At 49.0% G+C, this 25,241-nt stretch carries 26 protein-coding genes; 16 read left to right on the top strand and 10 right to left on the bottom strand.

Annotated elements, in window-relative coordinates:
• The first annotated feature begins 232 nt into the window (after window positions 1–232).
• Both MPL1_RS12410 and MPL1_RS14485 read left to right on the top strand, forming a co-directional pair.
• A complete protein-coding gene (locus MPL1_RS12410) occupies window positions 233–943 on the top strand; it encodes an REP-associated tyrosine transposase (protein ID WP_009727483.1) in 711 nt (236 codons plus the stop codon).
• Between the two features lie 77 nt (window positions 944–1,020).
• Window positions 1,021–1,653: an HNH endonuclease gene (locus MPL1_RS14485; protein ID WP_009727482.1), complete on the top strand. Its 633-nt coding sequence runs from the start codon at window positions 1,021–1,023 to the stop codon at window positions 1,651–1,653.
• Between the two features lie 66 nt (window positions 1,654–1,719).
• On the opposite strand, the gene vapC is transcribed toward MPL1_RS14485, so the two are convergent.
• The 4 genes from vapC to MPL1_RS12385 all read right to left on the bottom strand — a co-directional run bounded on the left by vapC (window position 1,720) and on the right by MPL1_RS12385 (window position 2,967).
• Window positions 1,720–2,121, bottom strand: coding sequence for a type II toxin-antitoxin system VapC family toxin (vapC, locus tag MPL1_RS12400; RefSeq protein ID WP_009727481.1), 402 nt, complete (start codon window positions 2,119–2,121; stop codon window positions 1,720–1,722).
• On the bottom strand, window positions 2,118–2,312 hold the full coding sequence (locus MPL1_RS12395; RefSeq protein ID WP_009727480.1) for a type II toxin-antitoxin system VapB family antitoxin: 195 nt from the start codon (window positions 2,310–2,312) through the stop codon (window positions 2,118–2,120). The genes vapC and MPL1_RS12395 overlap by 4 nt, the downstream gene beginning before the upstream one ends.
• Window positions 2,313–2,441: 129 nt before the next feature.
• The gene (locus tag MPL1_RS12390; protein WP_009727479.1) at window positions 2,442–2,714 is read right to left on the bottom strand and encodes a Txe/YoeB family addiction module toxin; all 273 of its coding nucleotides are present in this window, start codon (window positions 2,712–2,714) and stop codon (window positions 2,442–2,444) included.
• Window positions 2,695–2,967, bottom strand: coding sequence for a type II toxin-antitoxin system Phd/YefM family antitoxin (locus tag MPL1_RS12385; protein WP_009727478.1), 273 nt, complete (start codon window positions 2,965–2,967; stop codon window positions 2,695–2,697). Before MPL1_RS12385 ends, MPL1_RS12390 begins: the two co-directional genes overlap by 20 nt.
• Before the next feature lie 264 nt (window positions 2,968–3,231).
• Between MPL1_RS12385 and MPL1_RS12380 the strand changes: the two genes are divergently transcribed.
• The 11 genes from MPL1_RS12380 to MPL1_RS12330 all read left to right on the top strand — a co-directional run bounded on the left by MPL1_RS12380 (window position 3,232) and on the right by MPL1_RS12330 (window position 16,102).
• Window positions 3,232–3,960 carry an NAD(P)H-dependent oxidoreductase gene (locus MPL1_RS12380; RefSeq protein ID WP_009727477.1) on the top strand — a complete coding sequence of 243 codons (729 nt, stop codon included), beginning with the start codon at window positions 3,232–3,234 and terminating at the stop codon, window positions 3,958–3,960.
• Between the two features lie 388 nt (window positions 3,961–4,348).
• A complete protein-coding gene (locus MPL1_RS12375; RefSeq protein WP_009727476.1) occupies window positions 4,349–6,196 on the top strand; it encodes a lytic transglycosylase domain-containing protein in 1,848 nt (615 codons plus the stop codon).
• Between the two features lie 208 nt (window positions 6,197–6,404).
• Window positions 6,405–7,601: a BaiN/RdsA family NAD(P)/FAD-dependent oxidoreductase gene (locus tag MPL1_RS12370; RefSeq protein WP_009727475.1), complete on the top strand. Its 1,197-nt coding sequence runs from the start codon at window positions 6,405–6,407 to the stop codon at window positions 7,599–7,601.
• Window positions 7,602–7,687: 86 nt separating this feature from the next.
• On the top strand, window positions 7,688–8,305 hold the full coding sequence (locus MPL1_RS12365) for a class I SAM-dependent methyltransferase (protein ID WP_009727474.1): 618 nt from the start codon (window positions 7,688–7,690) through the stop codon (window positions 8,303–8,305).
• A gap of 135 nt (window positions 8,306–8,440) precedes the next feature.
• Window positions 8,441–9,715, top strand: a complete 1,275-nt coding sequence (locus MPL1_RS12360; protein ID WP_009727473.1) for a hypothetical protein — start codon at window positions 8,441–8,443, stop codon at window positions 9,713–9,715.
• A gap of 4 nt (window positions 9,716–9,719) precedes the next feature.
• A complete protein-coding gene (locus MPL1_RS12355) occupies window positions 9,720–10,919 on the top strand; it encodes a hypothetical protein (protein ID WP_009727472.1) in 1,200 nt (399 codons plus the stop codon).
• Window positions 10,920–11,041: 122 nt separating this feature from the next.
• On the top strand, window positions 11,042–11,764 hold the full coding sequence (locus tag MPL1_RS12350) for a class I SAM-dependent methyltransferase (protein WP_200858814.1): 723 nt from the start codon (window positions 11,042–11,044) through the stop codon (window positions 11,762–11,764).
• A gap of 26 nt (window positions 11,765–11,790) precedes the next feature.
• The gene (locus tag MPL1_RS12345) at window positions 11,791–12,486 is read left to right on the top strand and encodes a class I SAM-dependent methyltransferase (RefSeq protein ID WP_009727470.1); all 696 of its coding nucleotides are present in this window, start codon (window positions 11,791–11,793) and stop codon (window positions 12,484–12,486) included.
• Between the two features lie 184 nt (window positions 12,487–12,670).
• Window positions 12,671–13,600 (top strand): ABC transporter ATP-binding protein, encoded by a 930-nt coding sequence (locus MPL1_RS12340; RefSeq protein ID WP_009727469.1) that lies wholly within the window; start codon window positions 12,671–12,673, stop codon window positions 13,598–13,600.
• Entirely contained in the window at window positions 13,597–14,358 is a 762-nt protein-coding gene (locus MPL1_RS12335) for an ABC transporter permease (protein ID WP_009727468.1), read from the top strand. Before MPL1_RS12340 ends, MPL1_RS12335 begins: the two co-directional genes overlap by 4 nt.
• Before the next feature lie 127 nt (window positions 14,359–14,485).
• On the top strand, window positions 14,486–16,102 hold the full coding sequence (locus MPL1_RS12330; RefSeq protein WP_009727467.1) for a sensor domain-containing diguanylate cyclase: 1,617 nt from the start codon (window positions 14,486–14,488) through the stop codon (window positions 16,100–16,102).
• Between the two features lie 20 nt (window positions 16,103–16,122).
• On the opposite strand, the gene MPL1_RS12325 is transcribed toward MPL1_RS12330, so the two are convergent.
• Window positions 16,123–17,373, bottom strand: coding sequence for an OmpP1/FadL family transporter (locus MPL1_RS12325; protein WP_040577163.1), 1,251 nt, complete (start codon window positions 17,371–17,373; stop codon window positions 16,123–16,125).
• A 208-nt stretch (window positions 17,374–17,581) separates the two neighbouring features.
• Between MPL1_RS12325 and MPL1_RS12320 the strand changes: the two genes are divergently transcribed.
• Window positions 17,582–18,265: an NAD(P)H-binding protein gene (locus MPL1_RS12320; protein WP_009727465.1), complete on the top strand. Its 684-nt coding sequence runs from the start codon at window positions 17,582–17,584 to the stop codon at window positions 18,263–18,265.
• A 64-nt stretch (window positions 18,266–18,329) separates the two neighbouring features.
• Window positions 18,330–18,623, top strand: coding sequence for a hypothetical protein (locus tag MPL1_RS12315; protein WP_009727464.1), 294 nt, complete (start codon window positions 18,330–18,332; stop codon window positions 18,621–18,623).
• Window positions 18,624–18,629: 6 nt separating this feature from the next.
• Here MPL1_RS12315 and MPL1_RS13895 read toward each other — a convergent pair whose 3' ends face one another.
• The 4 genes from MPL1_RS13895 to MPL1_RS12300 form a co-directional block, all read right to left on the bottom strand.
• Complete coding sequence (locus MPL1_RS13895) at window positions 18,630–20,069, bottom strand: EAL domain-containing protein (RefSeq protein ID WP_009727463.1); 1,440 nt, start codon at window positions 20,067–20,069, stop codon at window positions 18,630–18,632.
• Window positions 20,047–22,056 carry an ammonium transporter gene (gene amt / locus MPL1_RS13890; protein WP_009727462.1) on the bottom strand — a complete coding sequence of 670 codons (2,010 nt, stop codon included), beginning with the start codon at window positions 22,054–22,056 and terminating at the stop codon, window positions 20,047–20,049. The genes MPL1_RS13895 and amt overlap by 23 nt, the downstream gene beginning before the upstream one ends.
• 270 nt (window positions 22,057–22,326) lie before the next feature.
• The gene (locus MPL1_RS12305) at window positions 22,327–22,674 is read right to left on the bottom strand and encodes a hypothetical protein (RefSeq protein ID WP_009727461.1); all 348 of its coding nucleotides are present in this window, start codon (window positions 22,672–22,674) and stop codon (window positions 22,327–22,329) included.
• A 1-nt stretch (window position 22,675) separates the two neighbouring features.
• Window positions 22,676–23,026 (bottom strand): ArsR/SmtB family transcription factor, encoded by a 351-nt coding sequence (locus tag MPL1_RS12300; protein ID WP_009727460.1) that lies wholly within the window; start codon window positions 23,024–23,026, stop codon window positions 22,676–22,678.
• 103 nt (window positions 23,027–23,129) lie between these two features.
• Between MPL1_RS12300 and MPL1_RS12295 the strand changes: the two genes are divergently transcribed.
• Entirely contained in the window at window positions 23,130–23,534 is a 405-nt protein-coding gene (locus MPL1_RS12295) for a GFA family protein (RefSeq protein WP_009727459.1), read from the top strand.
• An 8-nt stretch (window positions 23,535–23,542) separates the two neighbouring features.
• Here the strand turns inward: MPL1_RS12295 and MPL1_RS12290 are convergent, their stop codons facing one another.
• Window positions 23,543–25,018 (bottom strand): B12-binding domain-containing radical SAM protein, encoded by a 1,476-nt coding sequence (locus MPL1_RS12290; RefSeq protein ID WP_009727458.1) that lies wholly within the window; start codon window positions 25,016–25,018, stop codon window positions 23,543–23,545.
• Window positions 25,019–25,241: the final 223 nt, after the last annotated feature.

Here is a 25,241-nt window from a genome sequence, read left to right as displayed (position 1 = left end):
TTTTCATCGAAACGATAAATTAAACGATCTTTTCTGTGATATCCGCCTGGACCATAGGCCAGCGAAGGTTGGGAATCAAGGGTCAGCAACTTGATTTGGTTTGATTCCGTAAACTGATGTTAGGGGAATCAAGGGGTGGGGAATCAAGGGGTCAGCCAACTTGATTTGGTTTGATTCCGTAAACTGATGTTATAAAGTAACCAAAATCTTATCGCTACAAGGATGTAACGACATGGCAAGACTTCCTCGATTGGTACTACCCGATCAGCCTCTGCACATCATGCATCGGGGTAATAATCGTCAAAACATATTTGAAAATGAAGAGGACATGACCCGGATCCTCAGTGATATTGCAGAATCGCTTCATAAAGCAGATTGTCAGCTCCATGCTTACGTCATCATGACAAATCACCTGCACTTACTCCTCACTCCCAAAGGTAAACATGAACTTGCTGCATTTATGCAATCGATGACGAATCGTTACGTGAGATATTTTAATGCCGGCCGAAAACGCACTGGCACTATTTGGGAAGGGCGTTTCAAATCCTGCTTGGTAGATAGTGAGAATTATCTTTTTAGGCTATACAACTATATTGAAATGAATCCAGTAAAAGCCGATATGGTAAAAGAAATCCACGAATACCCATGGTCCAGCTATCACCACAACGCACATGGCGAAGTAGATCAGCTGGTAACAGAGCATCCACTTTATCTTGAGTTGGCAGCTACCAAAAAAGAAAGAGCTACCCGATATAAATTAATGATGGACAAAATGGCGTTAGGGAAAGAGAATCAAAAAATTACTGACGCTACTCTTCGTGGAGAGGCTCTTGGCAATGAAAACTTTCAACATTGGGTATGCAAACAAACTGGAAGGCCAGCGACGTTAACATCTCACGGAGGGGACAGGAAAAGTGCGAAATATCAAAATCAAGTTGGCTGACCCCTTGATTCCCACTTTTGGTCCCCTCCGCTGTCGCTCCGGCGCCGGTTACCTCAGCGTTATAACGAGGAGTCCTGATGTCGAGTTGGGATACAGACATTATCAAAGCATTTGAAAATCTCGGTGGAAGTGCGAGCTATGACGCGCTTTACGCCGAGATTGAGCAGATTCGTACTGGGCTTCCGAGTACATGGAAGTCAGTTGTAAGAAGGCGTATCCAGGATCTTTCGTCTGATTCTGCTGGCTTTAAAGGCGGGCGAGACCTTTTCTTTTCCGTGGAGGGTCTAGGCGCTGGTGTTTGGGGTCTACGCTCGCACTTGCAAGAGACGCCAAAGGCCTCGGACTTGCCAGAGGGTGTTGAGGAGCCCAGCCGCGCGTATTCTCTAACATATAGGGTACTGCGGGACACGGTTCTGGCGAGGAAGATTAAAGTGTTGCATCAGGATCGTTGTCAGATTTGTGGTATGGCTGTTAGTTTATCTGACGGGAAAACTTATTCTGAAGCTCATCACATAATACCACTGGGCGCTCCTCACAATGGGTCTGATGTCCCGGGTAATGTCATAGTGCTTTGCCCGAATCACCATGTTCTCTGTGATTATGGTGCAATTGAATTAACTCTCTCAGATTTACGGACTACGGAAGGCCATGAGATATCCGAGCATAGCATTTCGTATCACAACGATGTCATATTCGGGCGTAAGTTATAACAAGTCGCAGCAGTTCGCGGCCGATGGCCGCCGGACGCTCGCAAACTCGCGCCGCTGTGCTCGGCGTTATGTTTCCGGCAGTGCCGAGACCAAACCAAGATGATCAACAAACGGAATGAAATCGCGATCGGTGAAAAGCAGGGGCAGACGCTGCTCGATGCAAAACGTCGCAATAATTACGTCTGTTGTTTTTCGAATGGTCATTCCTTTTTTACGCAGCGCCCTGTAGTTTTCTGCACATTTTTCTGGCATGCCTTTTCCAAACATCTCAAGCCGATCCAACGTCATGAGGCTTTGCTTAGTCGTGCGGTACTCTCTGTCATCTCGGATCCCCTGAAGGATTTCAAGAAAAATCAAATCTCCCATAGCAACCACTCCCTCGACAATAGCAGCGTCAAGAGCATCGGTGTGTTGGCTCGGGGCGCCATTCAGGTAGTCGATCCAGACGCTGGTATCGACCAGAATCATTTGCCGCCCCGCATTTCATCCAGGTCGCCTTCCCACTTGACGCGCCCCCGGAGCTTCCGAATTTCCTGCTGTTGGCTACGACGCACCAAAAGCTTAAGTCCTTGTTCTACTGCTTCTTTTTTTGTGCTTAAGCCGGATGCCTTAAGGGCGTCCATCATCAATTTATCATCGATAACAATGTTGGTTCTCATAAATCACCTATGTGTATTTTTATCAAAGATATACACACTCTATCATGGGCAAAGAAACATAACAATCGGCTCCACGGCGACAAATTTTTCGCTGCTGTGCAGCTCCAAAATTGCGCGTGAGGGCGGGCATCAGGACTGATCGTAATGACCACCAATAGCGAAGATATAAATGGACTTTTCATCGAAACGATAAATTAAACGATCTTTCTGTGATATCCGCCTGGACCATAGGCCAGCGAGGTTGTGTTTGAGTGGTTCAGGCTTTCCTAAACCGGATGTAGGATCGTTTGATCGCAGCATTTCCTTGAGCAATTTGCACAAAGCCTTGTGTAATCGTTTGTCTTTATCACGCATAGTTTCATAGGCTTCCCAGGTGTTGCCTTCAAATACCAGTGATCTCATTCATCTGCTCATCAGTTGGTATATAGCCTTTACCACGGTTGTGGGTTTCAAGAGAGGCGGCAATCTGCTGCATGAGATTTCGGCTTTGGAGAACATGAAGCGTTTCCTGCTCTCGCTCCCAATCGTCGGCGCTTATCACAACGAAAGCTTCTCCGGCTCGTCGTGTCACCTTGAGTGGTTCATGCCTGCTAACCACTTGTTCTACAACGCTCTTAAGGTTATCTCTGAATTTGTTTACACTGATGGTATCCATAGTGTTGCACCTTTATGTACGGTATTTCCGTACAATTATAGTAGGCTCGCCCTAACAATGCCAGGCACGGCGACGCCTTTTTCGTTCTGGCTTTGTTCACTATAAAGCCGCGCTAGTTGCCGGTGTTATATTTCCTGGGAAGTAACTCGGTTTGAAATCAATGGGCTGACCCTATTGATCTTGGGACGAGGCAAGTAAAAAGGCGCTGCGCTCCAAATTTCCCGCAGAGCTAGGAGTTATGCTAAATAAATAAAGGATTAGAAATTGAAAGTATTGATCGTATATTGTCACCCTGAAGCTGGCTCGTTTAATGGCACGCTGAAAGATGTCGCAATAGATATATTTGAGTCTCTAGGTGACTCTGTCGAGGTATCAGATCTTTATGGAGAGGGATTTGAACCTGTAGAAAAGGCCGAGCATTATAAGGAGCGTGTACAGACTGATAGATTTGATCCTCTGTCAGAGCAAAGAAGCGCCTATGAAAAAAATACTCTTCCTGATGATGTTCAGAGAGAAATTAAACGGTTAGAAAATGCTGACCTTGTAATTTTTCAATTTCCCTTATGGTGGCATCAACAACCAGCCATGTTAAAAGGGTGGTTTGATAGGGTATTTGTAAGTGGTTTGTATACCAGCAGAATGAGATACGACGAAGGATATTTCAGAGGAAAGCGAGCCTTTTGTTCTGTTACTTCTGGTGCGCCAAAATCTACGTTCACTGAAAATGGTAGAGGTGGAGGGGAGATTGAAACATTATTGAGATCAATCAATTTTTCACTTCACTATATGGGGTTTTCGGTACTGCCACCTTTTTTATCGACTGAAATCCAAAACAAAGGCTATACATACATGTCGCCAGAACAGTTCGAATTACACTTGAAAGAGAGTTTGAAAAACTGGGGTGACCATCTCAAGAATATTGATAAAGTTAAGCCATTGAATTTTTTAGGTTGGGGTGACTGGGATGAAGCTGGTAATGAGAAAAAAGCATAACAAACCGCTTCAGGGCGACATTCAACCTCAACGCCACTTGTGCTAATGGCGCGAGTGCCAATTCAAGTACAAATCCCGCTCCGGCCAGTTGGAATTAATTGGTTGTAAATATTTGATTATGCTCAAAATGTGGGCGTGTTGGTGTGCCAGCGCAAAGGAGGGAAGAAATCAAACACTCTGACCCTATTGATCCCTGGACCTAAAGGGGCAACGGTGCGCTCAGTAATACACAAACTGCCAAAACAATTTGTCCCCGAAACACTTTTTTTGCGCTTCTTTTAGGCAGCCCTCTCAGGACGCATGGCGTCAGTGGCTGACTCTATTGATTTTTCTTGCTTGTTCCTTGATTTTGTTTAAATTATCACGCTCTAAAACACTGGAACGTCAAATGAAACGGTTTGGCTGGCTGCTTTTCTTCCTATATAGCTCGAACGCGCTGTCTGCGGGCGAGGTTGAGATCCCTTTGCTGGCTGAAACCACGCATCTTCAGGCCGCGATCGGTCGCGTCCTTGACTTCGATGAGACTGGCCAGAGCACGATTAGCAGTGACCCATGCAACCGGATTGAGTTGTCCGACATGATGCTGGTGACCGAGGATGACAAACTGTCTGTCGGTATGGCGCTGACGGCAACGACGGGTGCCAATGTGCTCGGTGCCTGCCGAGGGCCGAGACCCTGGCAGGGCCATCTTGCATTGAAATTGACGCCACGAGTGACGGCATCGGGGCTGGCGATTGAGTTTGTGCCTGATTCGATCGAATTGTCGCGTCCAAACGGTGGCTCTGATTTGTTGCTCAAACCCGTTCAACTCATTGCAGATGCGTTGCTGCTGCCGCGCATGAATCGCGTGCAAATTGACCTGGCCGGGCCACTGAACAGCCTTGATGAACTGATCGAGCAATTACTGGGACCGGCGAGCACGCAAGAGGGTGAGCAGTCTCTGGTTCAGCGAACCCACATTGCCCGCCTGCAAACTGAAGAAGCAGGCATTAGAGCCTGGCTGGCTTTCCAGGTTCGCGCCTTTGATCTGGCCGATCAAGTGCCTGAGCCCACCTTGGACGCCAGCGAGATGGCCCAATGGCAAACACTTGAAGATGAATTTGATGGCTTTCTGACCACCATCATTTCGATGCTGGCTCGTTCAACAGATTCCCCAGTCTTGCGACTTGAACTGCTCGCCGCGCTGCTGGACGCACGGTACGCCATTGCTGAGGCGCTTACGCTTGATGATCCCTCTGCTGATCCGGTTCGAGAACTGTTCCTGACTTCATGGGATCGGCTGCGGCCATTGATGGGCGAACTTGAAGGTCTGGAAATCCCCGGTTTGGAAGTGGATTTCAGGCTGGCTGCCTTCATGGCTGGTGGCGATGCGCTGCGGGCGCTGGATGCCCTTGGCCCTGAGTATGGTTTGGAGATCACTCGAGACGGCTTACGCAGGCTTGCGCGCTTGCTGTTGGCTGAAGCAGTGCCTCCAAGTTTTACCCCGTTGCCGTTGGAGGTTGATCCCGAGTTCCGTGAGTTGTTTGGATTTGATGACAAACAGGTGAGCGTATTCACAACTGCGGAATTTAGCCGACAAATTGCCGAAGGGTTTCGCCGGACAGGATCCTGGTTGTTGCCGTTTGCCTATGCCGATGAAATTCCACCGGCCGAGGCGCTCAGAGGTGTGGTGCCGCGACTGGCGATCCTCGATGAATACCTGGATCTGGTCGCCAGATTACTGGAACAGCAGGCCAGTGCCTGGCTGACGGAAAATGATCGTTTGCCGGATAGACTGGCAGAACGACTTGATCCCCTGGTGCGAGCCACTGCCTGGAAAGAATCCTGCTGGCGGCAACTTGCAGGCTCACCCAGCGATCCTCAGGTGCTGCGTTCACCCATTGGTGCTGTAGGTATGATGCAGATCAACGGCCGTGTCTGGCGTAACGTCTATGATCTTGATCGCCTCAGTGATGAGGTCGACTACAACGTCAACGCCGGCATCGAAATTCTGACCCATTACCTGATTGATTACGCGATCCGGCGAGGCGAGCATGAACAGCCCGGCGGTGATGATAATTTGATCAAGGCAACCTACGCTGCCTACAACGGTGGTCCGTCACAACTGGCACGCTACCGTCGCGAAGACACACCGGCCAGGTTGCGGGCCATCGACAATGAGTTCTGGAGACACTACACCACGATTAAGGCTGAAGAGTGGCCGGATATCTCAAGCTGCTACGCGGTGGGTAATTAACAAAATCAGGTCGGTCGGCTAGTTTGACTGACTCAAGCCTGTGCTCAAACGATTCAGGGCCAATTGAAACAAGCAATCAATCGTTTCGTTTGCCCCCTATCTGAGAGCAGTTGGAAACCGTGGCTGGATAATTCAGCTTTGCTGGGCCAGCGAACGTTTCTGCCTGACGCCAAACCTGTCAGGGCATTTTTGCGTAAAATGCCCACACATGACCAGTCTGAATAAAACTTCCAACCATTACGACGTGATTATTGTCGGGGCAGGTGCTGCTGGCTTGATGTGTGCGATTACCGCCGGGCAACGGGGTAGAAGGGTATTGGTGCTTGATCACGCCAACAAGGTCGGCAAAAAGATCCTGATGTCTGGTGGTGGTCGTTGCAACTTCACCAATATGTATTCCGCGCCGGAAAACTTTATCTGCAGCAATCCGCATTTCGTCAAATCAGCGCTCAGCCGATATACCCCATGGCACTTTATTGAACTGGTCGAACAGCATCAGATCGCCTACCACGAGAAAAAGCTGGGTCAGTTGTTTTGCGATAACTCGTCAAAAGATATCGTGCAGATGCTGCTGCGTGAATGCGATGCGGCTGGCGTGACGATTCAGACCGATTCGCCGGTTCAGGTGCTGGAGACCGATGAACTCAAATTGCTGGAATCACCGCAAGGTCGATTGCAGTGTGACTCCCTGGTCATCGCTACCGGTGGTTTGTCGATACCCAAAATGGGAGCGACCGGGTTTGGCTTTGAATTGGCCCGCAGACTGAATATTCCGGTTTTGCCGACACGAGCCGGCCTGGTTCCGGTGGTGCTGGATGATCACAAACTCAAGCCGCTGGTGGAATTAAGCGGTATTTCCGTGGATACGGTGACTGAAACCGATAGCTGTTCATTTCGTGAAAATATTTTGTTTACCCATCGCGGTTTGAGTGGCCCGGCGATATTGCAGGCCTCCAGTTATTGGCAACCCGGTGACGCATTAAAAATAGATATGTTTCCCGACATTGATTTAACGGCGTATTTAACGGAAATGCGTCGTGAAAAACCTAAAACCGCGCTGAAAACACTTCTGGCTGACAAGCTGACCCGCCGAGTCGCACAGCTTTGGTGTGAGCAGTGGATTGAAGATAAGCCGGTTGGCCAGCTTTCGGATAGTGATATTGAACAGGTGGTATCACATTGTCAGCCGTGGACCGTCAAGCCCTCCGGTACAGAAGGCTACCGCACTGCCGAAGTGACTTTGGGCGGCATTGACACCGATGCGTTATCGTCCAAAACCATGGCCTGCAAGGATCATCCGGGCCTGTATTTCATTGGCGAAGTTGTTGATGTGACTGGGCATTTAGGTGGCCATAATTTTCAGTGGGCCTGGGCGTCCGGTCATGCTGCCGGGCAGTTTGTTTGATACAAAACATCGGCAGTGACTGATTATTGATGGGTGCTGTCTGACGTTTGTTAGCTTGACGGGACACTGCAGGAATATTGAGCGTAATGAAAGATTCAAAGAAATTTTGGGATAAATGTGCAGAAAAATACATTAAACGGCCCATCAAGGATCAAGCTTCATATCAGCAGAAACTGGCAATTACCCGAGAGTTTTTGAAATCAGATTGGACGGTATTGGAGTTTGGCTGCGGCAGTGGTGGTACTGCTATTTTGCATGCCCCTTATGTGAAACAGATTGTCGCAACGGATATCTCAGACAAGATGATTGACGCGGCAAGGCGAAAAGCAGTTGAAGCTCAGGTAGATAACATTGTTTTTCAGCAAGGCACACTGGACAGTCTCAAATTCCAGAATGAAAGCTTCGACGCTGTTTTGGGGCTGAATGTGCTGCATCTTCTGGAAGACGTTGACGGGGCGATTGTTCACATTCATCGATTGCTAAAAACGGAGGGTGTTTTTGTATCCAGCACTTCACTGGTAGCAGAAATCAATGTTGCTTTTCGTTGGTTGATTTCTGGCATGCAACTGCTTGGATTGGCTCCCTATGTCAGTCGCCTGACAAAAAATCAGCTTGTTTCCAAATTATTGAATGCAGGTTTTACTATTGAACGTGAATGGCAGAGCAGCCATGAATCGGTATTCATCGTTGCCAGAAAAGGTTAATCAGCATATTGGGGAGCATCAGCTAATCCTTTTCCCACCAAATTTAATAATTCTGTGTTATAAAAAGTTTGAGCTATGGAAGGCCGCTCTGTACAAGGCCATGCCTGAGCAAATTTGATAAAAAAGGGACAGCAGATGAAATTGATTTGGGCTTTATTGTTTGTTGCATATTCAGGAGTGGCCTACTCGACAGAGCAGATGAGTTTTCAGCAGGAACTTGCTATCGAAAGGTTAGTGTCTGCAGTGGAAACCAACAACTATGTCGAAATTGACCAGCAGATCCGGGTATTGGAGCAGTCTGGACTGAAGATTGAAGGCGACTTGCTCTACTACAAAGCGCTGGGCCTTTTCGGAACCGGCGATGATGTTTGGGCTGGCTTTTTCGCCAGTCGCTATCTTGATTACGGCCGAGAAGCCAAATTTTATCGGGATGCCCTGGAGCTTAAGGGGCAGGCATCCGATAATGTTGATGTGAATGTACTTGCCAACAGTCGCATTCGCTACACACGCGAGAATCTTGAGTTGGCAGCAGAGCCCAGCCCGTCTTCAACAGGAAAATATAAACATCTACAGGATCGAAGCGCACTTGAATTGTCGGTCGCGGACAATATCTACAAAAACAATGGCGATGGCACCATTTCGGTGTATTCCGTTATCCAGCGCACACAAGAAGAGGTGTATGACCTGATACGGGTGGACTGGATGGCGTGTCCTGTCGGCACAAGCTATACCCCCGAGGCTGATCAGCCTTGTTCAGGCACAGCCAGCAAGTACAGTCATGCGCAGCTCCCTGCTTTCTGGAAAACATTTACCTATGCTGGCCATTCGGATTGGAATCTGCCAACAAAAGAAATTTTCTACCGCGATTCAATCCGCGTGCTTAGCGGGGTAGGTGACCACCCCGGAACGTCTTTCAGTAGAGACTACATGGAGGCATCTGGTTTGCTCAACGTAGACACCCCACCTCAAGCATTTTTGCTAAACAGGAGAGGCGGACTTGTGCGTGATAAAGAGTCGGGAGAGTTCGTAAGTAAACCTGCATATTCATGGGCTGGCAGCGTGCGTGCAGTATACGATGATGTAAGTCACTACTGCTTGCCATCTCTGGTAACGTTTAGAGCCAATGTTGGCACGGGCGAAGGCGGTGACGTTTGTTATAGGCCAAACGAAGCACCGTCCATGGAATTGGTATTGATGCGGGGGCCGTTTCTGGTCGAAAGTAATTTGTCTGGCAAGTGCCGAGTTCGTAGGGATCAATTTGGTTTCGAGTCATTCGATGTTCCGGAGATTCTTAACGGATTTCAGGTATTGGCACGCCATGCTTCGTGCGAGCTTGATTCAAAACCGGATCAAATATTCAGATATGTAGATGCGAAATACCTCGAGCGTCGTCCATTAAAAACGGAATGAGATCATGAAATATCCTGCATTTACAGCTTCGATAGTCGTAGTGATTGCTACCATGGCCGATGTCTTGCTCTCAACGTCCGTGGCTTATGCCGATATTCGCAGCGGCATTTTGGATAGCCTGCGTGGACAGGTGGCGGCACCTGAAATTATTTATGTGAAAAGCAGCACACCGTTGTATGAATCTGCAAATGACAAAGGCAGCGTGATTGTCTCTTTGCCAACAGGATCATCACTTGAGGTGCTGAATCGAAGCAATGCCAGCTGGCTGCAGGTGCGATCATCAGAAAACGCGCAACTTGTTGGTTATGTTCGGGCGTCGGCAACCAGCGCTACACCTGTAGCAAGAGCACCTGATGCTGAAAGTGAGCAGTTACCTCGCACCAGCAACCAGATTGCTGCCATTCAGCAAAGCCGTGAACAAGCTGATCAGGCTTACATATCTGAGCAAAAGCAGAATATGAAGGCTTATGAAAAAAGTGAGTACGAACGCCGACGTCAAGAAGAGGCAGAGCAAGAGGCCCGCCTGGCTGAGCAGCAACGTCTTGAGACAGAAGACTTTCAACGTCGTCAGGATGCTTATGCAGAGCAGCGCAGAAGGCAAAGCATGGCCGAGTGGGGACAACGAACACAACCAAGCTATTTGTACAATCGACAGGACAGCCCATCAGGTCGTAGTCGTTCTAATGATGGCAACAAATCAGGCTCGATCTATGCGCCGGTACCACAGTCGCAAATCAATGCTGAACGAAACCGGGCTCTGGCGCAGGCACAATCGCAAAATACGGGGTCCCGAAGCGGAAGTGCCAATTCAGCTTCCAGTCGTTCGTCAGCATCAGGACGTGAGCCATCAGCAGTTGTTGAGCTAACCCCGCGTCCACCGATTCCGCAGGCATCCAGCAATTGCCGTGAGGTTTATCCTGAAGGTTTTGTTTGTGCCAGAGCGGGTAGTCCGGCCTGGTATGCTGAAAACCACCGCGATACCGCCATTGGTATGGCGCGCACAATTGCCTTCACTGAGGCGGCTACCAAGTGTAGCGGTGGAGGGCCTTACCAAATGGGCGTCACACCAAGCACTCCTAACGAAAATGATCCTGCATGGCGAGTGGCAAACCCGGACTGCCGGGAATCGTATGGGCATACGACAGATGGCACTGCACTGGTATGGTGTGAAATAGAAGTCGCTGGCCCCTGTTCAGTTCGATAGCCTGAAAAAAGTATCAAGGGTAATCAGATCCAACCTGATTTTGGCAGGTCAAATGTTTGCGATTGCTACTTGCGCATAGCTGTCACCATGACGAACAGCGTCAGAAAATTAGCCAGCCCATAGTGAAAATTAAAATGCATCAGGATGAGATAACAGCCTTATTTAATCAGCAGGCTGCAAACTATGACGCTCAATGGGCAAAAACAGTACCGATCCGGCATTGCCTGCATTTGCTGTTGGGGGCATCGCTGGCTGATCTGCCGAAAGACGCAAATATTCTTTGTGTGGGGGTGGGCACCGGCGATGAGCTGATTTATCTTGCCACTGAAAATCCTGGATGGACGTTTACCGCGGTGGAGCCATCCGGTGCGATGCTGGATATTTGTCGGCACAGAGCACAACAGGCGGACATTGCCGCACGATGTGTGTTTCATGAAGGTTATCTTGATTCGCACCACGCCCCTGAAAAATATGACGCCGCAACCTGTTTTCTGGTGTCTCAATTCCTTTTGGATGAAGCTGCGCGCTCGGGATTTTTCAGCGAAATTGCCGCCAGACTCAAGCCTGACGGCCTGCTTGCAAGCAGCGATCTTGCCTCGGACATTGAGTCGCCAGAGTACGAAGTGTTACTGCAGGCCTGGATGCATATGATGTCTGCTGCGGACGTTTCAGCAGATGCGATAGAACGTATGCGCAAGGCTTATGCCAATGATGTGGGCGTTTTGCCTGCTGGCAAAATTGCCTCAATTATTACATCCGGTGGCTTTGAGTTGCCGGTTCAGTTTTTTCAGGCGGGGTTGATTCATGGCTGGCTGTCAAAACGTGCAGGCAAACATGAGGCATAACACGATCACATTGCCGCTGAACTGACATGGACAAACCGCAGCAATCACCCAATGACATGAAAATTGTCGAGTCGTGGTCCAAGAACGTGACTCAGTGGACGTTGGCGGTGCGAGGTCAGCATATCGAAAGTCGTCGTCTGGTGACTAACAGGGCGATTATTGAGGCAATTCTTGAACAGTCACCCAGATCAGTGCTTGATATCGGTTGTGGTGAAGGCTGGCTGTTGCGGGAGCTGGCCTCACAAGTACCGGAATTGTTGGGCGTAGATGCCGTGTCATCACTGATTGACGCGGCCAAGGCCGCAGATGGCGGTGATTTTATTGTGGCGACTTTTGATGAACTTGCAAATGCACTGAACAAACGCCAGTTTGATGTCGCGGTGTGTAATTTTTCATTGCTGGGTCAAGTGTCGGTTGAACATTTGTTTGTTGCGATACCTTCCGTTCTAAACCCTGCTGGCGTTTTGATTGTGCAGACCCTGCATCCACAAGTGGCCTGTGGAGACTTAGCCTATGTCGATGGCTGGCGCGAAGGTTCGTGGGATGGATTTGACTCCAGCTTTGTCGAGCCTGCACCGTGGTATTTCAGAACGTTGGAGAGCTGGTTGGCGCTTTTTTCAAACAATGGACTGCGTTTGTTGGAAATGCGTGAACCCGTTCATCCCAAAACGCAAAAGCCTGCCTCGATCATTTTTATCGGCATCAAAGACGCGACCGAATAGCTTGTGCGGTAGATACTTTTTGCAGCTTATGCCTGAGCCAGGCAGCAATGAATATCTGCCATGCATTGCCTAAAATATCTGTGCTTTAACCATTCAATTTGCAGGTTTAAAAATTTATCGCCAGAGATGTGGTCTGACACTGCTATAACGCTATTGAGCAGCCAGCTAAAAAAGGAAGTCCGTTTTGGATGAAAACGTTATTGATGTACGCAAGCTGAGTAAGGTTTACTCCTCCGGCTTTCAGGCATTGAATCAGGTAGATTTGCAAATCAAACGCGGCGAGATATTTGCCTTGCTCGGCCCGAATGGGGCCGGAAAAACCACGCTGATCAGCATTATTTGTGGCTTGGTCAATGTCGGTCAGGGCCAAGTCCTGGTAGGTGGTTTTGACGTGGTCAAACAGTTTCGGCAAGCGCGGAAACAAATTGGTCTGGTGCCGCAGGAGTTGTCGATTGATATTTTCGAGACGGTGTGGCGAACGCTGGTGTTCAGCCGCGGCGTGTTTGGCAAACCGCCTAATGACGACTATCTGGAAACGATCTTAAAGTCCTTGTCGCTGTGGGATAAGCGGCACAGCAAAATTCAATCACTGTCTGGCGGTATGAAGCGGCGGGTGTTGATCGCCAAGGCACTGGCCCATGAACCCGAGGTGTTGTTTCTTGATGAACCAACTGCAGGCGTTGATGTTGAGCTGCGCCGTGATATGTGGCTGATGGTGGAAAAACTTCGACGCACTGGGGTGACGATTATTCTGACTACCCACTATATCGATGAAGCAGAAGAACTGGCTGATCGCATAGGCATTATCAATCGTGGCGAGATTTTGCTGGTCGATCACAAGTGGGATTTAATGAAAAAACTGGGCCGCAAGCAGCTTATTTTGCAGTTGCAATCGCCGATTGGTCATTTGCCTGATGAGCTGAGTGAATTTGTCTTACACATAGGTGCTGAGGGCAAAACACTGACTTATGACTATGACGATAATCAGCCGAGTAATCATGTGACCGAGGTGCTGGCGGCAGTTCACCGTTCCGGTATCGCATTGAGTGATGTGCAAACCAAACAGAGCACACTGGAAGAAATTTTTGTCAGTCTGCTGGAGGAGACACGATGAATTGGTATGCCATCAAGGCCATTTATTTGTCCGAGCTGCATCGAAGCTGGCGCACACCGTTGCAGAGTATCGCCTCGCCGGTATTATCGACGTCTTTGTATTTTATTGTATTTGGTTCGGCCATCGGCTCTGCCATTACCGATATTAGTGGCGTCAGTTATGGCGCCTTTATCATTCCAGGTCTGATTATGCTGATGGTGCTGACCGAATCTACCTCCAATGCCTCATTTGGCATCTATATGCCCAAGTGGTCTGGCGCCATCTATGAAGTATTATCAGCGCCGGTGTCAGCCTTTGAGATTGTCATTGGCTATGTCGGTGCGGCGGCGACTAAATCATTGATCTTGGCCGGCTTGATTCTGCTGACGGCACGATTATTTGTTGATTATTCGATTTTGCACCCATTCTGGATGCTGCTGTTTTTGATGCTGACTTGCATTACCTTCAGCTTGTTGGGCTTTATCCTGGGCTTGCTGGCCGATGGCTTTGAAAAATTGCAGGTGATTCCGCTGATGGTGGTGACACCGCTGGCTTTTTTGGGCGGCACGTTTTATTCGATCAGCATGTTGCCGGACTTTTGGCAGAAAGTGACCTTGTTTAACCCAGTGGTGTATCTGGTCAGTGGTTTCCGATGGAGTTTTTACGGCACGGCGGATGTCAGCGTCACGGCCAGTCTGGTAATGATTTCTGTATTTTTGCTGTCGTTTTTATTGTTTATTGCCTGGATATTCAAAACTGGCTACAAGGTCAAGGTATAAGGAGGCTTCCAGGCTCGCTGTCACCACGGCTGATATGGTAAATTATTAGCTACTTATAAAGTCGTGTCGAAATGCCCAAGTTGATGATAATACTGTTATTTGTTGCGTATCAAGGCCGTCTTTGACAATGCGATACAGTCAGTTGATTACGGCGAATTTGCGCACCTGGACACTGAACTTGGTGTGCTTGTTACTGATCGTCTTTCCTGCGGTAGGTTTTGCTCAACAGGAATTTGTCGGACAGTGGTATCAAGTTGGATCTGACTGGCAGTTTCCTGAACAACCCTCCGAAGCGATTGCCGCCCCCAAATTGACAGGCGGGCGTTTTGTGTTTCAGACAAGTTTTGAAATCCGCTATGCCAGCGAAAACATTGTCATTGATTTCAAAAACGCCAGTTCACTGGGGCGATTTCAGCACACCATAACGGATGCACAAGGCAATATCGTGGCAGTGGCCAAGGGCGGTATTCAATCTGAAACGACCAATGAGTTTTTCTTGCGCCATGGTCGTGAGTTCAGTCTGCCTCCCGGCCAATATCAGCTCACCACTGAGCTGACTTCTCCTTATTTTATTGCCGAACCTCAACCCTATCTGGATACCTTGTCGAATTATCGTCAGGCAATAAAGTGGGGCAATTTCATCACGCTGGTCAGTCTTGGCGTGTTGATAAGTCTGGGGGTTTATTACGCGATTCTGGCCCTGGTCAGAAGGCGTACCACCGAAATCATGTACACCTTTTTTATCTGGATGAACGTGTTGTACAACAGCACGGCATTGCTGCTTACGCCCGATCTGTTCAATATTCATTGGTTTTATTTTGTCGGCGGGCCGATTTTACTGAGTAACTTTGCCTATGTGCTGTTTGCCAAGCATCTGTTGCAGATCACGGCGGAGACACATCCTCTGCTGGACCGATTAGCGACGCTGTTTCTAGTGCTGATGGCTGGGCTATTGCTGGCAGCCTTGTTCAATCATCACTGGGTGATCGAGTCTGCTCGTTATGGCGTCGGCTTGATGATGTTGTATGGCTTGATAGCGGCACTGGTACGTGCCTACGAAGGCTATGAAATTGCCTATTATTATCTGGTGGCGATAGCTGCATTTTTTATCATTGGCTCATTTGCGATTTCCAGCAAGGATCTGGAAGGCATTTATACCCTTTATATCGAACATATTGGTTTGCTGGCGGTCACTGTCGAAGTATTGCTGATCGGTCTGGTCTTGGGCTATCAGTTTGCCGAAGTTTATCGGGACAAAGAGAAAAATCTGGCACTGGTACGGCATAGTCTGCAGATCGCACATCATGACGCACTGACAGGTTTACCTAATCGCTATGCCATGGATCAAGCGCTGGAAAAAATGAGCAGCAACGGCATGATTACGCTGCTGGATATGGATAACCTCAAGCTGTACAACGATACTTTTGGGCACTCAAAAGGTGATGAACTGTTGCAGCTGTTTGCCAGTACGTTGTCGACCAGACTTGGCGGCTTGGGTGTGCTGCATCGCATGGGCGGCGATGAATTTGCCATTCTCAGCGATAGCTCCAATCTTGCTGATAGCATCAGGCAAAGCATTGACGACACCATCAAGCATTTACACCGCAATGGTTTTGATAAGGCCGGCGTGAGTTACGGGTTGGCCAGTATGAGCGAGGTAAGTAACGTGGATGAGCTGAGAATGCTGGCGGATCAGCGCATGTATCAGCACAAACGCAACACCAATATGCCGCAATGGGCTTAGATTGTCGGAGTTGTCTGCGTTTACCAGCGCCTGCTGAGCATCACATGTAACCAAACGGCTTCGTTACGCAGTTGAGCATTATCAGCAAACGGTAAATCAGAATTACTGTAGTTCACCTTCTTGCGAAAATCATATTCGATTCCGGCAAACATCAACCATTCCGAACTTAGTTGGTAACTGCCACCAAAGGTCAGGTGGTGATCAAAAATACCCGCCACCACAGGATTGCTATTGTTTTTAGGGATTGGGTTTTTACCGTAGTTATAGCCTGCATACCAGGTGAGTTTGTCGTTATAGCGATAAGCCATGCCTAGGGCATACACCAGCTGATTATTCCAGTCCATGGCCGCTGTATTACGAATATCCGGCAGAGCCGCGTTGTCCGGTTTTCTGGCGATCAGTACATTTGATCGCATGGCATCAGACCAGTTAATCCAGTTTATTTTCAGAGACAACAGCAGACGTTCATTCATTTGATAAGCAGCGCCAACAGCAATTTCTTCGGGCAAGGCCAGCCCGTTCAATTTGACGTCACGGTATTTGACCACGCCCAGCCCGGCGCCGGTCATATTGAGTTTCAATTGACCGCCGCTCAACGGCAATTCAGTTTTGCCGGTATAAGCTGCCGCCAGAGTCAGCTGAGGAGTCGCTTGATATTGAATGCCCAGCTTAAAGCTGGTGCGCAGACTGTCAGCGCCTTTGATGGAAATACCGGCAAAGTCGGGCGGCACAGAGGTATTGGGAAAAATTTTCTGTTCTGCCTGGGCATAGACCAGTCCAAAGCTGCCGCCCACTGACCACTTGTCATTAACTTTACAGCCAAGGCCCGTGGTGACTTTGGCGACTGCAAACAAGCCGGAATATTCATCCCGTGTGCCAAAGGCCGTGTTGAGGTTTTCAAACACACCGCCCGAGCCGCCTTGAGCAAACAAACCCAGTCCCGCCGTGCAGGGGGTATTTTGCAGTTTTTGTGCGTAGCCCATGCCACCCAGACCGGTGTAGCGGTTGCTGGCATGCCGGTCATTGCCAAATTGATCCTTGTGAGACAAATCAGTGATCCGCAGCAGCGAGCCGTAAACATCAAAATGCTTGTTGTCGATTTGTGCCAGACCGGCCGGATTAGTGTTGAGCGCACTGCTGTCGCGTGCCACCGCCACATCAGCACCAGCCATCAAGGTGGATTCAGCGCCAAAACCAATCAGATTGATACCGTTAGTCGCATGGCTGGTTGTGGCAAACAGACCGAGTAGACAAGCGATTATTTTTTTCATGTGTGGCTCTATTAGTGTGCGTGAGGACTCATCTCTGAGCTGCGCTGCGGCAGATTTTTCTGAGTGTTGTGCGCAATCAAAAGCCGATAAGAATACTTTTTGCCCTCTGCGGGAGCAAGCAAAAAGCTTTCCGTTGGTTTGATTAAAATAGCCTTTAAACGCATCATCTTGAATCATTAGATGCTAACGACCCTGAGACTGCCAATAGATGAACGACATAGCGATTGTGTTAGGAGCTACCGGTGCGGTGGGCAAGCAGTTGGTCAGGCAACTGAGTGTTCGGGCGGATATCAGCAGAGTGATTGTGATCAGCCGCCGTGATTTGGCCTTATCGGATGAGTTTGCAGGTGCAGATATTGCAAAACTGGACCTTAAGGTTGTTGACTTTCAGCAACTGGAACAGCAAGTCAGATCGTTGATTCCGGCTGATTCTCTGGCATTTATCGCGCTGGGCACCACGCAAAAACAGGCAGGCAGTCAAGCCGCTTTTCGGCAGATTGATCATGAGCTGGCGGTTGCATTTGCCCGTGCCTGCAAATCGGCTGCAGTGGCGCGTCTGGGAGTCATTACCGCTGTGGGGGCCAATGTGAATTCCTTGAGTTTCTACAGTCGAGTCAAAGGTGAGGTGGAGCGTGATATTCAGGCACTTGATTTACCCAGTGTGTTTTTCGCAAGGCCCTCACTGCTGCTGGGCAGACCTGATGATGGCCGGTTTGCTGAAAAGCTGACCTATATGGTCTTTAGGCCTTTGACACCGTGGCTTCCCAAAGCCATTCGACCGGTCTCGGTACAATGTGTGGCGGCAGCAATGCTCAATGTCGCTTATGATGCCGACATTGATAGCGCTGCCTTTATTTTGACCAATGCACAAATTCATCAGCGTTGCAGTTGATGTAGCTTGCAGACTCTCGGTCAGTAAAGCATTTGCCACTCGTCATCAGCATAAGGAACAGAAAATGCAATTGAGCTACGCCATCATCGGACTGTTGATTTACTACGTTTATATCGCGCTGGTAGGTAAATGGTGCCGGAGTAAAAATCTGCCTCGTGCACTGGCATTTCGTGTGGGTGTCGCGGCCAGCTTGTTACTGGCACTGGTAACGCTGGCATTGGTAAGTCTGTATTTCGGCCGACTGATGTTGATCAATGATGACTTGCTGGTGACCGTTTTTTGTATGTTGGCGCTCGGCTTGCTGGGCGGTCTGCGCTGCCGTGATCAAATAAGCAAAGTCCGTCCTGAAGGCGAATAACCAGCACTAGCGTGGCATTACCCTGACACTGTTGAGAGACTCCAGTGGTTCTGGCCGTGACAGGTAATAGCCTTGCACATAATCCACGCCGATCTGACGCAGGATATCCAGCGTCGCTGCATCTTCGACAAATTCGGCAATGGTCTTTAATCCCATAATATGGCCGATGTTATTGATCGAAGCGACCATGGCCTGGTCAATCCGGTTATTGGCCAGATCCTGAATAAAAAAGCCGTCAATTTTCAGGTAATCAACGGGTAGCTGTTTTAAATAACCGAAAGAAGACAGGCCACTGCCAAAATCATCCAGAGCGAACTGGCAACCCATGCGTTTGAGTTCGGCAATAAAGCGACCGGCATTGGCTGGGTCAGCGATGGCAGCGGTTTCGGTGATTTCAAAGCAAATATTATTTGCCGGCACTTTGCGCTTTTCCAGTTGTTCCTGAATTAACTGCAAGCAGTCATCGCGGCCAATAGAGGCACCAGACAGGTTAATTGTGCAAAATACCGGCTGCTGGTTTTGGCGGAGTTGATCGCCCATCCAGGCCAGTGTATTGCGAATCACCCATTGGTCGATCTTGGGCATCAGTCCAAAACGTTCAGCCGCTGGAATAAAGGCACCAGGTGGAATGACTTCACCTTCAGGACCTATCATGCGAGCCAGAATTTCATAATGCGGCATGGTGTTATCGCTGTCTTCCAGCGGAATAATCGTTTGATAATAAAGTCGGAAAAGGTCTTTATCGAGTGCTTCCTGTAAGCGGCTGGCCCACTGAATTTGGCCTTGGCGTTCCTGTGCCTGAAGGTCATCCGGCTGGAACAGGTGCACCCGGTTACGTCCGCGGTCTTTGGCTGCATAGCAAGCGGCATCAGCTTGACTTAACACTTCATCCAGACTGCCACTGACCTCGGTAATACTGACCAAACCGATGCTGACGCCAACCGAAAACACCTGACCATCCCAGGAAAAACGAAAAGCGGTGACAGTTTTTCGCAGCGTCTCGGCAATATCCATACCTTTTTCAATCGGGCAATGGCTGAGCAATACCCCGAATTCATCACCGCCCAGCCTTGCCAGCGTGTCGGTTTGACGCAGCACGGGTTTCAGCAGGCTTGAGAGCTGTTTCAATAGCACATCACCGGCTCGGTGCCCACAAGTGTCATTGACCAGTTTGAACTGATCTAAATCCAGATAGCAGAGCAGATGTTCTGCTTTATCGTGATGTGCTTCATCGAGCAGTGATTCCAGACGCTTTTCAAATTCACGGCGATTGATGAGCCCCGTCAGGGTGTCGTGCACTGCCTGAAAGGTCAGCATCTTCTGCAAGCGACTGTTTTGGGTGATGTCCTGAAGTGCCACCACCCAGCCTATATTCTGTCGGTTGGTATCCAGCAAGGGCGCACAGTTGAGTTGAACTTCAAACTCACCACCTTGCTGATTCCTCAAGATAAATAAACGCTGTTGGTTTTTTTTTCTGTGCTTTGTTTGAATACTCCAGACACAGTGATGTGATGTGAATTGGAGTCGCGTCAGCGTCTTCAATGAGAATAATCTCATCAATCGGTTTTCCAAATGCCTGCTCTGTTGTCTGGCCAAGCAATTCACTGGCCATTGGGTTTAGATAGACGATGTTATAGGCGGCATCACAGGTGACGACAGCTTCAGTGATGGCTTCCAGGGTCACTTGAGCCAGCTCAGAATGACGGTGCAGACGATCCTCCATCTTTTTTCTTTCGCTGATATCTCTCAGCATGGCGCTGTATTGCACGCCCTCATCGGTCGGGCTGGCAGTGGTTGTGACTTCGACAGTGAAAGGGGTTCCTTTGCTGTTTTTGGCGACTATTTCATAGGGCCCAGGCTGTTGGCTACTGGCTAAGGTGACAAATAAATGCTCGGGTAATGTTGCTGTGTAGGTTTGTTTATTCTGTTCGTGCAGCAACACATCAGTGGGTTGCCCAACCAATTGGTGAGCAGGCAAACCAAACAGAATTTCGGCGCCGGGATTGGCGCTGGTGACAATGCCTTGGCTGGAAAAGGTGATAACGCCATCGCGCATATCTCGCACTATTAAACGGGTGCGAGTCACCATACGGTTCAAATTAGCAATCACCCGGTTGTATTGAGAGGCAATCTGACCGACTTCGGTAAAAGGCTCAACCGGAACCCGCTGTTTCAGATCACCGCTACGCTCTTGCGTTTGCATGGCGGAAAGTAAATCACTGAGTTCAGTTTTTGCACCATGTTCTGAAACATTAAGCCCCTGCCGTTCAGCTTCGGCGCTAACACGCAATGGTGTGTAGCGGTTCAGTAACAACAAGAAACTGAGTGACAACGGGAACACAAATAAAGCACAGGCAGCGATGCCCAGTAGCTGAACCTGCAATTGGCCTGTGCGAGTTAAGCCAGTATCGAGCAATTGCAAATCACCAAAAATAGCCACGGCCAATGTGCCCCAGATACCGGCAGCCAGGTGAACAGGCACTGCCGAAATGGCATCATCAAGCTGCATTCGGTGCATCTGTTTTTCAGCCAGAAACATCACCAGTGCGCCAAGACCGCCAATAATGGCTGCTTGTGGTGTTGAAACTACATGGGCTCCGGCAGTGATGGCCACTAATCCTGCCAATGTGCCGTTAATGGTCAGTGAAGTAGTCTGACTATTATCCTGCTGCGTCATCGAAAGCAGGATGGCGGTAATGCCTCCGGCAGCCGCGGCAATGATAGTGTTGACGATAATGCCAGCAATGGCGGTGGTAAAAGCCAGTGTGCTGCCGCCATTAAAGCCAATCCAGCCGATCATGAAGAACAGCATGCCAAGGATTGCCAATGGCAGATTGCTGCCCGGAATGTTTTGTACTTTACCGCGAATAAAACGCCCGGTTCGTGGACCGATAACAATCACCGCGGCCAGCGCTACCCAGCCACCCACACTATGAACCACAGTACTGCCAGCAAAATCGGTAAACCCCATGGCTTCCAGCCAGCCGGGAGATTCATTGACGGCACTGCTCCACGACCAGTGACCAAACACAGGATAGAGCAGCAGGCTGATCAGGGCAGTAATAATGATGTAAACCAGAAAGCGGCTACGCTCGGCGATAGCGCCTGACACAATCGTGGCGGCGGTGGCACAAAAGGTTAATTGGAAAAAGAAAAAACTGGCGTGCCAGAACTCGTCTCTGGAAAAGTCGGCAATAAACCAGTGGGTATCAAGTTGCAGGCCCTCATGGGCACCAAACATAATGCCGAAACCAAACAGCCAGAACAGTATGGCGGCAACGATCAAGTCAAAGGCGTTTTTAAGCGCGACGTTAATCGCATTTTTGCTGCGGGTAAGACCAGACTCCAAACACAGGAATCCACCCTGCATAATCAGAACCAGCATTGCTGCAATTAAAACCCATAATGCATCCAGTGCACTCATATCTGGCATTAATCAGTCTCCGCTAGAGAAGTCAGCACTCTATCGGTGCGAAGGATTTGCTGTTGCGATGTTAAATAGCGGGATCCTGAGCTTTATAGAGTGTTCACCAGCGAAAACAGCAGAATTTGTGCCATGTCGGCCAAAATATAAAAGTGGTGCAAAATGAGCGAATGATCAGCGCAGAAAACCTGACTTATGCCTGATGTTGTGACACAAAAAAGGGCCAGAGAATTTTCTCTGGCCCTTTTGATGGGTGCTCTTAAATCTACAAACGTGAGTCTAGTTGAGCACTTTGACCGGTCCGTGATCATCACAGTGATCGCCATGCGGGTGATGCAGATGGCCGTTCACCAGATAATCAATGTGATCGCCATGTGGAATGGCCTCATGACCACAATCTGGTCCATGAACGTGGTCTGCATCGTGACCGGCACATTCATGGTGCGGCGTACAGTTTGCCGGGTTTTTCGCCGTCACTCCGATAGTGTGCTCGTCAATGTGCGACTCATGTGGGTGATGCAAGTGTCCGTCGTGTAAAAAATCAATATGGCCATCGTGTTCGATTTGAGTGTGGCCACAGTCAGGACCGTGCTTGTGCTGATGATCTTGGTGAATATTGCAGCTCATGTCAGTCTCCTTGGGTTAAAGTTTTTTCGTTGGCATGTTCGAGAGCGTTTTCGAACAGTTCAACAACATGCTGGTCAGCAAGTTTGTAATACAAATGTCTGGCATCGCGTCGCCGGGAAACCAGATTGGCATTGAGCAGGGTTTGCAAACGCGCTGATACTGTGGACAGTTTGTCATCACCCACCAGATCTCCTACGCATCGTTCGCCTAATCGCAGGCGATAGAGCAATGCCAGTCGCGCAGGATCTCCGAGTGCTTTGAACAATGCAGCTGTGCGCTCCAATTGTTGAATACTTGGTTCAGCGACCGGTGGCTGCGGTGAATGATGTTCATCTTGGTTACAGGCTTCCACTTAATATTCCATTATTCGATGTAATGTCGTTAATATAGTCCTGCCGGGAATCAATTTCAAGCTCTGTTGTTATAAGTAATGGCATTCGTTAGGGAGATGAATCGTGATAAAAAAGGTCGGCAGTACCGAAATCCGTGAGTATCACCGTGCATCATGTCACTGTGGCGCTGTTGAGTTTGAGGTGTATTTACCTAACGGGCTGGTCAGTCCACGACGTTGTAATTGTTCTTTTTGTCGAAGACGCGGCGCGATTGCGGCTTCTGCCGCCTTGCAAGATATCCGAATCCTGAAAGGGGAGGAGATGTTGCGTCTTTATCAGTTCAATACCATGACAGCCAGACATTATTTTTGCTCAGTGTGCGGCATTTATACGCATCATCAACGTCGTTCCAATCCTGATGAATATGGTTTTAACGTTGCCTGCCTTGAGGGAGTAAATCCGTTTGAGCTTGGCGAGGTAGAGACAGTTGACGGTATTCATCACCCTGCAGATAGCAATTCTGAATAGCAGTATTGCTACATGACCCCTTCAAATTCACGTGCAGAGGCTTTCAGCGGTTTACGATTGACCTTGTGAACCGCTGCCATTAAGCGAAATACCTCAAACTGGTATCGGCTGTTGTTCATGGCTTGATTGTGATGATCGATGGTCGCGCTGTGTGTATTCAAATCACGGACAGTGAATTCCGGGTGTTGCTCAGGAGTGTTGGTCAGCATGTCAGCCACAGGGGTACCTGGCATCAGTGTGAAGCGATTGAGCATGATCCGTTCGATGTAGTCACGATGCGCATTGACAAAGGCGGTGGTCAGAGCAATATCGCTGGCGGTTTCTCCTGGGTATCCGATAATGGCGGTCAAACGGACACTGATGCCTGCATGATGTGCATCCTGGAGAAACGCTGACAGTCGGTCGAGTTTGATGCCTTTGGCCATTTTTTTCAGGATATCCGGGCTACCGGATTCAAAGCCACAGGTAATACGCGACAAACCAGCCTTGGCGGCCTGTTGCAGATCCTGCCGGCTGAGTCCGTTGTCAGCACGCGTGTCGACATGAAGTGAGGCTGTCCATTGCGCTTTTGGGAAGGACTTTGGAATTTCGGCAATCAAACCCCGCCAGAGTGATAGATCAGAATTGAGTTTCAGATCCAGAAATACAAATAATTCGCTGTTGAATTGACTGTGTTGAAAACGCATCTCGTCGATGACATTTTGCAGGCTTCTTGACCGAAAATGTCTGCCCGAAGCACTGACGACATCTGAACAAAAACTACAAATGTCCCATTCACAGCCTCGGCCGGTCATGATCGGAATTACCCGGTTCGGATACGCCTGCCAGGGAAAGTCAGAGAAGTCTGGAAATGGTAGCTGATCAAGCGGATAGAGTGGTGCTGCAGGCTGATAATTTGTGCTGTCTTGATGTAATAAGCCCTGAAATTTATCCCGTGCAGATTGGCTAATGATGGCTTCGATGAGCTCAGGCAGATTGTTTTCAGGTTCCCCGGCAAACACTGCACTCACCCCCGGGATGGATTGCCATTTTCTGGCAATTTCGGGGTAGACAAAAGCACTGCCACCGACCATAACCGGAATATCACGTTGTTTGGCTGCTTTGGCAAGCGCTGTGGTGATATCAAAGTACATGGTGTAGGCAGAAATAAGCACGATGTCCGGGCTTTTACTGAGCATCTCTTTGAAGTAGTCAGTAATGACTTGCTGATCATCATCATTGCCCGGCTGATGCCAGCCTTGCAATTTGCGTCGACTGGCCCGGATAAATCGATTTCGACTGACCGCGGTCCAGAACTTGAGATAGTTCACAAACAGCTCCCGTCGCCGTGCTCTGGTCAGTCTGGGATAGCCAGAAACACCTCTCGCCAGCGGTGATAGCACCTCAACATCGTGCCCGTGTTGTCTGAGTACACTGGTCAGATAACCGACAGACAAGGTCGGATAACGAGAAAAATTATTCAAATCAACAATCAGTACCCGCATTTGAAACTCCCTGTATTCATGATGCTTGCTGGTTTATCAGTTGTTCACTAACTACTATCTTTCAACATAATGTTCTGATTTGTCTACAGAATGGTCTTTCTGTTGTTATTGTGATCTGGGGTCGCAGAATTTTTTGGAAAAAACACATAGTTAAAACCAGTGATACAAGAAGAGGTCAGCGGTTGTGGCATTGCCGCAGTTGCTTGCCTTTTGGGCAAGTCCT

Source organism: Methylophaga lonarensis MPL (genome assembly GCF_000349205.1).
GTDB classification, from domain to species: Bacteria; Pseudomonadota; Gammaproteobacteria; order Nitrosococcales; family Methylophagaceae; genus Methylophaga; species Methylophaga lonarensis.
Note: the sequence above shows the minus strand (reverse complement) of the source record. Positions and strands in the feature narration are given on the sequence as shown.

Excerpts from the sequence above, each read along its gene's own strand:
- MPL1_RS12410 (WP_009727483.1), top strand. The coding sequence starts at position 233 with ATGGCAAGACTTCCTCGATTGGTACTACCCGATCAGCCTCTGCACATC.
- MPL1_RS14485 (WP_009727482.1), top strand. The coding sequence starts at position 1,021 with ATGTCGAGTTGGGATACAGACATTATCAAAGCATTTGAAAATCTCGGT.
- vapC (WP_009727481.1), bottom strand. The coding sequence starts at position 2,121 with ATGATTCTGGTCGATACCAGCGTCTGGATCGACTACCTGAATGGCGCC.
- MPL1_RS12395 (WP_009727480.1), bottom strand. The coding sequence starts at position 2,312 with ATGAGAACCAACATTGTTATCGATGATAAATTGATGATGGACGCCCTT.
- MPL1_RS12390 (WP_009727479.1), bottom strand. The coding sequence starts at position 2,714 with ATGAGATCACTGGTATTTGAAGGCAACACCTGGGAAGCCTATGAAACT.
- MPL1_RS12385 (WP_009727478.1), bottom strand. The coding sequence starts at position 2,967 with ATGGATACCATCAGTGTAAACAAATTCAGAGATAACCTTAAGAGCGTT.
- MPL1_RS12375 (WP_009727476.1), top strand. The coding sequence starts at position 4,349 with ATGAAACGGTTTGGCTGGCTGCTTTTCTTCCTATATAGCTCGAACGCG.
- MPL1_RS12370 (WP_009727475.1), top strand. The coding sequence starts at position 6,405 with ATGACCAGTCTGAATAAAACTTCCAACCATTACGACGTGATTATTGTC.
- MPL1_RS12365 (WP_009727474.1), top strand. The coding sequence starts at position 7,688 with ATGAAAGATTCAAAGAAATTTTGGGATAAATGTGCAGAAAAATACATT.
- MPL1_RS12360 (WP_009727473.1), top strand. The coding sequence starts at position 8,441 with ATGAAATTGATTTGGGCTTTATTGTTTGTTGCATATTCAGGAGTGGCC.
- MPL1_RS12355 (WP_009727472.1), top strand. The coding sequence starts at position 9,720 with ATGAAATATCCTGCATTTACAGCTTCGATAGTCGTAGTGATTGCTACC.
- MPL1_RS12345 (WP_009727470.1), top strand. The coding sequence starts at position 11,791 with ATGGACAAACCGCAGCAATCACCCAATGACATGAAAATTGTCGAGTCG.
- MPL1_RS12335 (WP_009727468.1), top strand. The coding sequence starts at position 13,597 with ATGAATTGGTATGCCATCAAGGCCATTTATTTGTCCGAGCTGCATCGA.
- MPL1_RS12330 (WP_009727467.1), top strand. The coding sequence starts at position 14,486 with ATGCGATACAGTCAGTTGATTACGGCGAATTTGCGCACCTGGACACTG.
- MPL1_RS12325 (WP_040577163.1), bottom strand. The coding sequence starts at position 17,373 with ATGAAAAAAATAATCGCTTGTCTACTCGGTCTGTTTGCCACAACCAGC.
- MPL1_RS12320 (WP_009727465.1), top strand. The coding sequence starts at position 17,582 with ATGAACGACATAGCGATTGTGTTAGGAGCTACCGGTGCGGTGGGCAAG.
- MPL1_RS12315 (WP_009727464.1), top strand. The coding sequence starts at position 18,330 with ATGCAATTGAGCTACGCCATCATCGGACTGTTGATTTACTACGTTTAT.
- amt (WP_009727462.1), bottom strand. The coding sequence starts at position 22,056 with ATGCCAGATATGAGTGCACTGGATGCATTATGGGTTTTAATTGCAGCA.
- MPL1_RS12305 (WP_009727461.1), bottom strand. The coding sequence starts at position 22,674 with ATGAGCTGCAATATTCACCAAGATCATCAGCACAAGCACGGTCCTGAC.
- MPL1_RS12290 (WP_009727458.1), bottom strand. The coding sequence starts at position 25,018 with ATGCGGGTACTGATTGTTGATTTGAATAATTTTTCTCGTTATCCGACC.